This window comes from Okeania hirsuta, from assembly GCF_003838195.1.
GTDB lineage: Bacteria > Cyanobacteriota > Cyanobacteriia > Cyanobacteriales > Microcoleaceae > Okeania > Okeania hirsuta.
The window spans coordinates 1-9,799 of record NZ_RCBY01000254.1; the positions used below are offsets into that span (position 1 = coordinate 1).

Consider the following 9,799-nt stretch of genomic DNA (forward strand, 5'->3'; position numbering starts at 1 on the left):
CTCAGGAAGAGGGCATTGCTCCTACTGGTCACTTATTTCTGCCATCCTGCACTAGCCAAGGTTGCTAGGGAAGTTTTGATGCTTCCACAACGATATAGATTAGATAGTCTAACTAAAAAGTATCGTAAGCAGTGCGTGGCGTGGCTTTAGCCCGCATAAGCACATCCGCTTAGAATCCAGGGTGTTTTAACCCCTGGAGACATCAAATATAAGGTAGTAAATGTAATACTAAGGTGCGTTTCATGTCGCACAGAGAAACGCACCCTACAACTTTCCTACTCCCCCACCACCAGGAGTTTCAATCACAAATACATCACTCACATTCATCTCCACAGTGGCGGTACTCCCCAATTCTTCAATTTTCCCATCACTGCGTTCGACATAATTTCTTCCCACTAAACCATCACCCCCACCATTCAAACCAGGGGGACAAACAACCCGATGACCTGATAATATCCCGGCGGTCATCTGCTCCAAAAAACGTATTCGCCTAATTACTCCATTGCCACCTTTATATAAACCTTTACCCCCACTCTCGGAACGAATGGCAAAATTTTCTAACAATACTGGAAACCGCCATTCCAAAACTTCGGGGTCGGTTAACCGGGAGTTGGTCATGTGAGTATGTACTGCGTCGGTGCCATGAAAGTTAACACCTGCACCGGAACCTCCACAAATAGTTTCATAATATTGATATTTACTATTGCCAAAGGTGAAGTTATTCATTGTTCCTTGGGAGGATGCCATTATTCCTAAAGCATTGTATAAAGTATCGGCGATGGTTTGAGAAGTTTCTACATTTCCAGCAACAATAGCTGCGGGATATTTTGGGTCTAACATACTACCTTCGGGAATAATAATTTCTAATGGTTTGAGACAACCTGCATTGAGGGGAATATCATCATCAACTAGGGTACGAAAGACATATAATACTGCTGCTTTACAAACTGCGGTTGGTGCGTTGAAGTTTGTGGGAAGCTGGGGAGATGTTCCTGTAAAGTCTATTTTTGCACTGAGATTTTTTTTGTCGAGACTGACAGAAATTTGAATTTTATTGCCGTCATCGAAGGTGGATGTGGAATTTTGTTTGTTCAGTGATGAAGAGAGTTTTTTTATGGCTTGGCGTACTGATGTTTCGGCGTTATCTTGAACAAATTTCATGTAAGTTTGTACGGTTTCTAAGCCATACTTTTCTGTCATTTTCTGAAGTTCTTGTGTACCTTTTTCATTTGCTGCTATTTGTGCTTGGAGGTCGGCGATATTTTGACTGGTGTTTCTGGCAGGATATTTGCCGGAGGTGAGGATTTTTAATATTTCTTTTTCTTGGAATTTTCCGTTTTTGACGAGTTGGAAGTTATCGATTAATATTCCTTCTTCTTCTACTGTTTTACTATGGGGTGGCATGGAACCGGGGGTAATACCTCCAATATCTGCATGATGACCGCGGGAGGCTACATAAAATATGGGAGTTTCTCTTTTTTCTGTCTTTTCAGGGGGAGTTAGGGAAGTACTTGTTTCATTTTCAGAAATAATATTTTCATTGGGAGAAAGGCTTACGGATTTTAATTTCTGAGTAATAGATTTATTCTTTTCCTGTTTTGCCATGACAGGAGAGTTTTTTATCTGGGAAAGTGAAATATCTTTGTTTTTTTGGGGAGGTGGAAATACAGGGGTAATAACTGTTATGTCTGGTAAATGAGTACCGCCGTTATAGGGATTATTTAAAACATAAACGTCTCCTGGTTTGAGGATATCTTTTTTATCAGAAATTACGGCATTAACACTTTCACTCATGGAACCTAAATGTATGGGAATGTGAGGTGCATTGGCAACTAATTGACCGTCTCGATCAAAGATGGCGCAGGAAAAGTCGAGTCTTTCTTTGATGTTTACTGAGGAGCCAGTTTTTTGTAATGTAATTCCCATTTGTTCGGCGATCGCTCGAAATAGGTTATTAAATATTTCTAGCATTACTGGGTCTGCTGATGTTGGAATTTTTGTTTGAGATTTTGTGGTTGGTTCTGTTTGATTTTCTATGGTTTTTATTTTGGTTAATACGAGGTGATTTTTGAGGGTTAATTCTGCTTGCCATCCAGGTTCGATAATATTAGTTCCGGTTTTTTCTATGATTAAGGCGGGGCTATTAATTTTTGCTCCTGGTTGTAAGTTTTCTCTTAGATAAATAGGTGTATCTTGCCATTTTCCTGCGGTGTAGATTTTTGTTGTTGTAATTGGAGTTATGGCAGTTTTTTTAGTGGGAGATTGTTCTATTTCTTCTGGTGTTTCCATTTGTTGAATAAGTTCTAGGGAAACTACTTCAATTATTAGAGATTTTTCTGCCATGATAAATCCATATCTTTGTTGATGGGCTGTTTCAAATTCGGATTTCATTATAGAGATATTTTCGGCAAAGTCTACGATTAATGTTGAGTCGCTGCCTTGATATTTGATGTGAACTTTCCATAAGGATATTTGATTTTGATTGGAATTTATTTCTTGTTTAGCTTCAGTTTCCAGTGTGGCTAAAACTTGTTTAATTTCTGGCAATAATTCTGGAGTTAGTATTTTTTCAACTGCTTTTTCTTTCATAACTCGAATATCTGCTAATCCCATGCCATAAGCTGATAAAACTCCAGCATAAGGATGAATAAATATTTGTTTCATCCCCAAAGCATCGGCAATTAAACAAGCGTGTTGCCCCCCAGCTCCACCAAAACAACAAAGAGTATATTCTGAAACATCATAACCTTTTTCCAAAGATATTTTTTTAATAGCATTTGCCATTTTTTCCACAGCTATAGCTAAATATCCACTAGCTACTTCTTCTGGTTTTTTACTATTACCTATTTCTGCTGCTAACTGAGTAAACTTTTCTCTAACAATCTCCAAATTTAAAGGTAAATTTCCATCTTTCCCAAAGACTTTCGGAAAAAATTCCGGCTGTATTTTTCCGACCATTACATTACAATCTGTGACTGTCAAAGGTCCGCCTTTTCCATAGGCAGCCGGACCAGGATTTGCTCCAGCAGATTCAGGTCCGACACGATAACGAGAACCATCAAAAAATAAAATTGAACCTCCACCAGCAGCTACAGTATGTATCGACATCATCGGAGTTTGTAGCCGTACTCCTGCAATTTCTGTTTCAAATTCTCGTTCATATTCTATTGTTTTATTTTCTGCTCCAGCATAATGAGCAACATCAGTAGAAGTACCGCCCATATCGAAACTAATTATCTTATGAAAACCAGCCATTTTACTTGTTTGAACTGCTCCAACAATTCCACCAGCAGGTCCAGATAAAATACTATCTTTACCTTGAAATTTTTGAGCATCTGTTAAACCGCCATTTGACTGCATAAACATTAATTTAACTGACTGTCTTTCTGAAATATTGCCAAAAAGATTTTAAGCAATATTTCAGAAAGACAGTCAGTTAAACCGCCATTTGACTGCATAAACATTAATTTAACTGACTGTCTTTCTGAAATATTGCCAAAAAGATTTTAAGCAATATTTCAGAAAGACAGTCAGTTAAACCGCCATTTGACTGCATAAACATTAATTTAACTGACTGTCTTTCTGAAATATTGCTTAAAATCTTTTTGGCAAAATAATTTTCCTTTTCTGTTCCCTGTTCCCTGTTCCCTGTTCCCTTTTTTAAAGAATTACTAACTTGATTGACATATCTTAGTAAAATTGGTGATAAATAAGCATCAACAACAGTAGTATCTCCCCGACTAACTAATTTCATTAAAGGGCTAACTTCGTGAGATACAGATATTTGAGTAAATCCTATTTCTTGAGCAATTTCTTTAATTTTTTGTTCGTGCTTCGGGTAGCGATAACCGTGCATTAAAACAATGGCACAACTTCTAATTCCTGCTGTATAAACTTCTTGAAGTTGAATAGTTAACTCCGTTGTTTGAAGTGGAATTATTTCTTCACCCTTCGCTGTATAACGTTCCTCAACTTCAATAACTTTTTCATACAACATTTCCGGCAAAATAATTTCTCTAGCAAAAATATTTGGTCGGTTTTGATAACCAACTCTTAGAGCATCTTTAAACCCCTTCGTAATAACTAAAACTGTGCGGTCGCCCTTCCTTTCTAATAAAGCATTTGTAGCCACAGTAGTACCCATTTTAATCACTTCTATTTCTTCTGAAGAAATAGGTTGATGTTGAGTAATTCCCAATATTTCACGAATTCCTTGTACTGGAGCATCTTGGTAGCGATCGGGATTTTCTGATAATAGTTTATGAATAATAATTTGACCGTCCGGAGCTTTAGCAACTATGTCAGTAAATGTACCTCCACGGTCTATCCAAAATTGCCAAGAGTTGTTAGTAATAGATTTGTTAGTCATATTAATTTAGAATTTAATAAATTTCAGTGGTTTATAACAGGATATTTAGAGTTATATCTATACTTATGTAGGTGAGGTAGATTTGATTTTCTTTTCTGTTCGTTAAAACTGCAAATGGGTGCATCTCATTCAAGAGATAAAAGCTGTAATTGCAAAAAATTAACAGTTTTATCGTCTTTTCTACTCACCAAAAATAATTTGTCTGATCTAAACATATCAAGGAGGCAGTCTACATTTTCTGATAGTAGTTCATAAATCATAATTTTACAACTGATAACTGAAATGACCATTCGTAGTTTTGTAAGCATTCAGCCCTCAGCTATTAGCTATCAGCTATTAATGTTAGGAAAGGCAAAAGCAACCTTTGAAATTGAGGAAAGAATAAAAAGTTACTGTCAAAGTCTCCGGACTCAATCTGATACCATTTCTCTATGAAGTTGCGCTTAATAAAAGATAACAGCTATTAGTAAAACTTAGGTTTGGCTAAGAATTACTAAGCGCACTATTACCGAATAATTAATAATTAAATAATTAAACAACTAAACAATTCTGGTTAAAAGCCTCCCCTTTCAAGGGGAAAAAAATAAATTTTTTCCTTATTGGTCAATCCTCTCCCTAAAAGGGAGAGGTAATTATTCATTATCCATTATCCATTATCCATTAATGAAAGATAAATTGTATGACAAGTAATTATTCATTATTAATTGCTGATAGCTGACTGCTGATAGCTGAATGCTTACGTAGTTTTAGCAACTAGATCGGTAAATGTTCCTGTTCAGTTTATTCAAAATTGCCAAGAGTTGTTAGTAATGGATGTATAGCAATCAGGAATCAGATCTGAGAATTGAGGTTTTCTTTTAAACCATAGAATATAGCAGTTTTCTTATTCTTATATATTCGTTATAATTTGGTTGCGCAACCCCGTCTTTTAAAGCGAAATATTTTTGGAGCCTTGCTCAAATCCCCTGCTTCCCCTCCTGGGAGGGGGAGGGGCGAGGGGTGGGTTAACTTCTGACTTATGACTTATTAATTCTAACTTCTGACTTCATTAAGTGCGACCTAACCCCCAATACCTACCACCTAAAACCTAGTAATCAATAGTAGTAATAGTTATGGCTTTACTAATTATCATAAATAATATTATTCAAATCTTTATACTTACTAATTCATACCAAATCTGATTCATATCAAGATATCTATAATTTTTCCTATTCGGTCAGAAATACAGCGCGCGTAAAATTGTTTCATCCCATCCCTATAACATTACTTCTATCAATTTATTATTATTCTTCTTCATGTAGCTTCCCTTCAGAAATTACCGTTGTTTCTATCTCCATTTTCAAATTTCTATGATTACCTATTTCTCGTATCCATCTCAAAAGCGTATTTGCTAACCTCGCCGCTACTACAGTTCCTTCAAAATTAAAATCAGGATTTTGTAAACCCTTTCCCAACATTTCCTTACCTATATCTGTAATAAAAACCAATACTGCTCTATTTTTTATCTCAATTCTAATTGCTCCTGATTTTTCTAACTCCTCATATACTCCTTGATATTTACCTATTTTTTTACCGTATTTTTTCCGTTTAACTCTGGTAGTTAATTCACTTTTTTTTACTCCTATTGCTGTTTCTCCTTCTCCCCCTAAATCCCATAAAGTAAGTAGCAAACGAGTTTTATTTACATCCTCAATACTTTCTTCTCCAAAACTTTCTTGAGCGGACTCTAAATTAATATTTGTTTCTGCTTCTAAATTCTGATTTTCTGTTGACATCTCCAGATTCCCTTATTGTGAAGAATTCATAGAATTATTTTATTTATTTATAGCAGTCGCCAAGGCGCTTATATTATGTATCTTTAGAATAACTACAATAAAAAATTTAGGGTGTAGGGAGAATGAGAATTTTATTTGCGCAGCATTCCCCACCAAAAAAATATTCTCTCAAGAGAAGAAAATTTTTACCCTTGGCTAATTAATTAGACTTAATATTACGACATAAAGGAGAAACATAGCGATCACCTCTATGATATGGTCTAATAATTTTATATTTTTCTCTGACCTAACCGCCCTGGCAGTTAGTATCCTACATTCCGCACTTCAATTTGTAACACGAAAATTAGTATGAAATTCTGAGGTTGTTTAAGTATTTATACTATATAAATTATCTTCATTTACCTCGATCAAGAGTCAAATTTTCAGTTAAACATTAAGCATAAATACTTATTGAATCGTTTATTTTGATTGACCTCTATAATTTTCTTCTTAATGCATGACTTTTGAATGCATGACTTTTGACTTAGATTTTTATGCTAGATTTTGTCGTGCGGAATGTGGGTTAGTATAATTAGATGCCTTGCAATTTTGCCAAAATAATCATCAGAGGTCTCATGTTCAATTTTTTTTAGGAGACCTCTGTATTTATGTATATACTTAAAGCTTCTAGGAGATTTTACTTAGAACACTTGGAAAAAGGTATGTCTACTTGAATTCTTCTAACTGATCTAGTCGCAACCAAATATTTGGAGTCGGTACTTTGCCGAATTTGACAAAAGCATAATCTCCTTTTGTATCAACCACTTCTCCCTGACTATGAAATATATAGGGAGGAAACCTTGTGTCACTAGCTTTGGCCTCTAAGCTATTTTCAAGTTTTTCTCCCTGACTATGAAATATATAGGGAGGAAACCTTGTGTCACTAGCTTTGGCCTCTAAGCTATTTTCAAGTTTTTCTCGCACAACACGAACTAAACTACCTTTTTTAATGTTTGCCATATATGATTTCTATCTCTTGTATTTTCTGTTGAAATTCTAATATGGAATTAGGGTGAATGACCCGACGTTGAACTTAAAACTTACAATATGGACTTCTAAATTGATAGGGAGCTGGCAAAATTTGGTCTTATAGCAGGAAAATTGAATAGGAGCAGACAACTCTGAGCTTTTACTACCCTTCTTGGCATTGAGGACAAAAATGAGTAGACCGACCCGCCAGTTTAATTTTCTCTAAAGAAGTATCACAAATTCGACATGGTTGACCAGCACGATTATAAACCCAAGCCACACCACCATAATTGCCATTAACTCCCTTAACATTTAAGAAGTTGCTGAATGTTGTACCACCTGCATCTATAGAGTTTTGTAATACTTTGAGTATAGCTAGATGCAGTTGCTCTATTTGGGTTTCCGTCAAATCTTTGCACAGAGTTGTTGGTCTAATACCACTGAGAAATAGCGCTTCATCAGCATAAATATTACCTAACCCAGCAATTGTTGTTTGGTCTAAAAGAGCTGTTTTAATTGCTCTATGTCTTTTGTCAAATTTCTTGGTAAGATATTCTGGGCAAAATTCAGGGGAGAATGGTTCAGGACCCAATTTTTTCAGACCAGTAATAATGTGAGATATTTCTGTTGCGGGTGGTACTCTCCACATCTGGCCAAAAGTGCGTTGGTCTACAAATCTTAATTCATGGGTAGGATGACCTTCACTTCCAGAAGAGCGATCGCCAAAAAATATTCTCACTCGCGTGTGTTTATGTAGACTTTCTTCTGGTTTTACCCATAACAGTTGGCCTGTCATTCGTAAATGTACTCCTAACCAACCATCTTGGTTTTCTTTGAGCTGCGTAAGTTTGAGAATTTTTGTGTCCCACTTGTAGAGTTGGGCAAGTAAATATTTACCTCGTCTATGCCACCCTGCGATCGCTTTTCCCTGCAAACCGCCCAAAAAATCACCTACAGAAATTGGGTGGGCAACTGTGCGTTCTAACAACACTTCCCCACCCACTATTTTTTTGTTGAGAGTCAGTTGATTGAGACCTCGTTTTACTATTTCTACTTCTGGCAGTTCTGGCACAGTGCTAACTATAATTCTTACAGTCTTAATTATTATATAGACACTGTAGAAATTTTTTCTAGTTAAGCATCGATCCGAGCCAGTTTTGGCCTATTTTTGTTTATTTAATTAGAATTGTTCAAATGAGGTTTTGTTATAGCTCTGGTTTCAAAGAATAGTTTGAGGCTAATTATTTACCTTTAGGGGCTTCTACCTCTACTACTTCTTCAGTACCAAAGTTATTAGTGTTAACGCCAGATGCACTACCACTAAAACCCGTGTAATTTACTTTGTCAAAGCGAACAATAACAGGGTACTTGATGCCACTTTTGTCAACGGAAGCAACTGTACCAATCTCGTTATACCAGTAGGATTCTTTGCGTAAAATCCGAACTTTAGAACCACGTTGAACCATGAATTTTTTTTCCCTTAAAGTTTAAGAATGGTAAAACCGTCCCCTCATCCTATATCTTTTCAGTCTAAGATTTTTTTAAGTTTTGTTGCAACTAATTGAGCCAGGATACTTGAACAAAATGAGCTGGACGACCCCATACATCTTGAGTTACAGAAATATTTATCACTCTTAAATTGAAAGGAATACCAGTTGTTAAATATTTTTGGGCTAAATTACCTAGCTCTGGTGCTATTTGGATCGCTGCCGTAGCTGCAATGCCAAAACCTAAGAGTTGCTCAATTGGTTTCCTGGGCATCAGTGTATTTATACCTAGAGCCAATCCTAGAGTGAGAGTCATTGCTACTGATAAGTTTGTGCCACATCTAGGATGTACTGCCAAGTCCCATTCTCCAGAAGTAATTCGCTGCAATGCTACTTCTACTGCCTGCTCTAATTGAGATGGATTTACTGAACCATAAAGGTAAAATCCTTGTGGTGTAGACATTCCTCCAATTGATTCATCAGAGGATGTTGAATTTCCTGAGTTTGCTAATTCACTGAGTACCCAAACTGTAGCGTGTTCTAGAGCATGAACTTGTCTAATTGTCAATATTTCTTTTAAGCCAGGAATAAATTCTAGTTGTTGGAGAAAATCACTATCTTGTGTAGGGTGGGGGACAAAATTAAAGGGAAACTGTTGGTTTCTAAAGGAATTAGAGGTGGTTGGTGTCATGTTTTTTTAAATTGTTTGCTCTTAGCAATTAAATATTTCTAGATTTTATACCTATACTCTTTTCTTCTTTTTAAGATGTATATACCAATCTTAATTTAAGCTGTGAGTTCTTGTAGATATTGAGAAAATAGGAAATAGTTAAATTATTCAGAAAAATTTAGTGAATTATTTGAATGTATAAAATTATTTTCTCATTCAACTTATAATCATTTTATCTGCTCTAATTCATAGTGCTAAATAAGTCTTACAAATTCAAGTTTTGTGCTTTCTAAATAGGGCTTGCTAATTAAATATAAAAGCATTTACAGGTAAAGGTTTTAGCTTTTTTACAGCGGAAAGAAGTACAACTTTTTAAGCTTGAGCGACCAAAAATTTAGAATAAAAGGCAGAATAATTGCAGAAAAATCAAGGGTTGAAGAAGGAGACAGGAGACAGGAGACAGGAGACAGGAGGAAAATTACATGGGGAT

General features: G+C 35.8%; 7 protein-coding genes and 1 pseudogene. 1 reads left to right on the forward strand and 7 read right to left on the reverse strand.

Features of this window, described 5'->3' with window-relative positions; genetic code table 11:
• Positions 1-264: 264 nt before the first annotated feature.
• Entirely contained in the window at positions 265-3,366 is a 3,102-nt protein-coding gene (locus D5R40_RS40135) for a hydantoinase B/oxoprolinase family protein (protein ID WP_240041666.1), read from the reverse strand.
• Positions 3,367-3,529: 163 nt separating this feature from the next.
• Positions 3,530-4,369 (reverse strand): annotated as a pseudogene (locus D5R40_RS26990) (hydantoinase/oxoprolinase N-terminal domain-containing protein); the annotation flags it as partial.
• A 282-nt stretch (positions 4,370-4,651) separates the two neighbouring features.
• Here D5R40_RS26990 and D5R40_RS36150 point away from each other — a divergent pair.
• Complete coding sequence (locus tag D5R40_RS36150) at positions 4,652-4,804, forward strand: hypothetical protein (protein ID WP_161564736.1); 153 nt, start codon at positions 4,652-4,654, stop codon at positions 4,802-4,804.
• Between the two features lie 848 nt (positions 4,805-5,652).
• Here D5R40_RS36150 and D5R40_RS26995 read toward each other — a convergent pair.
• From D5R40_RS26995 to D5R40_RS27015, 5 genes are all read right to left on the reverse strand, one after another.
• On the reverse strand, positions 5,653-6,144 hold the full coding sequence (locus D5R40_RS26995) for a hypothetical protein (RefSeq protein ID WP_192901218.1): 492 nt from the start codon (positions 6,142-6,144) through the stop codon (positions 5,653-5,655).
• Between the two features lie 705 nt (positions 6,145-6,849).
• A complete protein-coding gene (locus D5R40_RS27000; RefSeq protein ID WP_124155480.1) occupies positions 6,850-7,143 on the reverse strand; it encodes an NAD(P)H-quinone oxidoreductase subunit O in 294 nt (97 codons plus the stop codon).
• A 172-nt stretch (positions 7,144-7,315) separates the two neighbouring features.
• Entirely contained in the window at positions 7,316-8,224 is a 909-nt protein-coding gene (locus D5R40_RS27005; RefSeq protein WP_124147560.1) for a DNA-formamidopyrimidine glycosylase, read from the reverse strand.
• Between the two features lie 169 nt (positions 8,225-8,393).
• Positions 8,394-8,618: a photosystem I reaction center subunit IV gene (locus tag D5R40_RS27010; protein ID WP_124147559.1), complete on the reverse strand. Its 225-nt coding sequence runs from the start codon at positions 8,616-8,618 to the stop codon at positions 8,394-8,396.
• 91 nt (positions 8,619-8,709) lie between these two features.
• Positions 8,710-9,330: a DUF6391 domain-containing protein gene (locus tag D5R40_RS27015; protein WP_124147558.1), complete on the reverse strand. Its 621-nt coding sequence runs from the start codon at positions 9,328-9,330 to the stop codon at positions 8,710-8,712.
• Positions 9,331-9,799: the final 469 nt, after the last annotated feature.

Excerpts from the sequence above, each read along its gene's own strand:
- D5R40_RS36150 (WP_161564736.1), top strand. The coding sequence starts at position 4,652 with ATGACCATTCGTAGTTTTGTAAGCATTCAGCCCTCAGCTATTAGCTAT.
- D5R40_RS27010 (WP_124147559.1), bottom strand. The coding sequence starts at position 8,618 with ATGGTTCAACGTGGTTCTAAAGTTCGGATTTTACGCAAAGAATCCTAC.
- D5R40_RS26995 (WP_192901218.1), bottom strand. The coding sequence starts at position 6,144 with ATGTCAACAGAAAATCAGAATTTAGAAGCAGAAACAAATATTAATTTA.
- D5R40_RS27015 (WP_124147558.1), bottom strand. The coding sequence starts at position 9,330 with ATGACACCAACCACCTCTAATTCCTTTAGAAACCAACAGTTTCCCTTT.
- D5R40_RS40135 (WP_240041666.1), bottom strand. The coding sequence starts at position 3,366 with ATGTTTATGCAGTCAAATGGCGGTTTAACAGATGCTCAAAAATTTCAA.
- D5R40_RS27000 (WP_124155480.1), bottom strand. The coding sequence starts at position 7,143 with ATGGCAAACATTAAAAAAGGTAGTTTAGTTCGTGTTGTGCGAGAAAAA.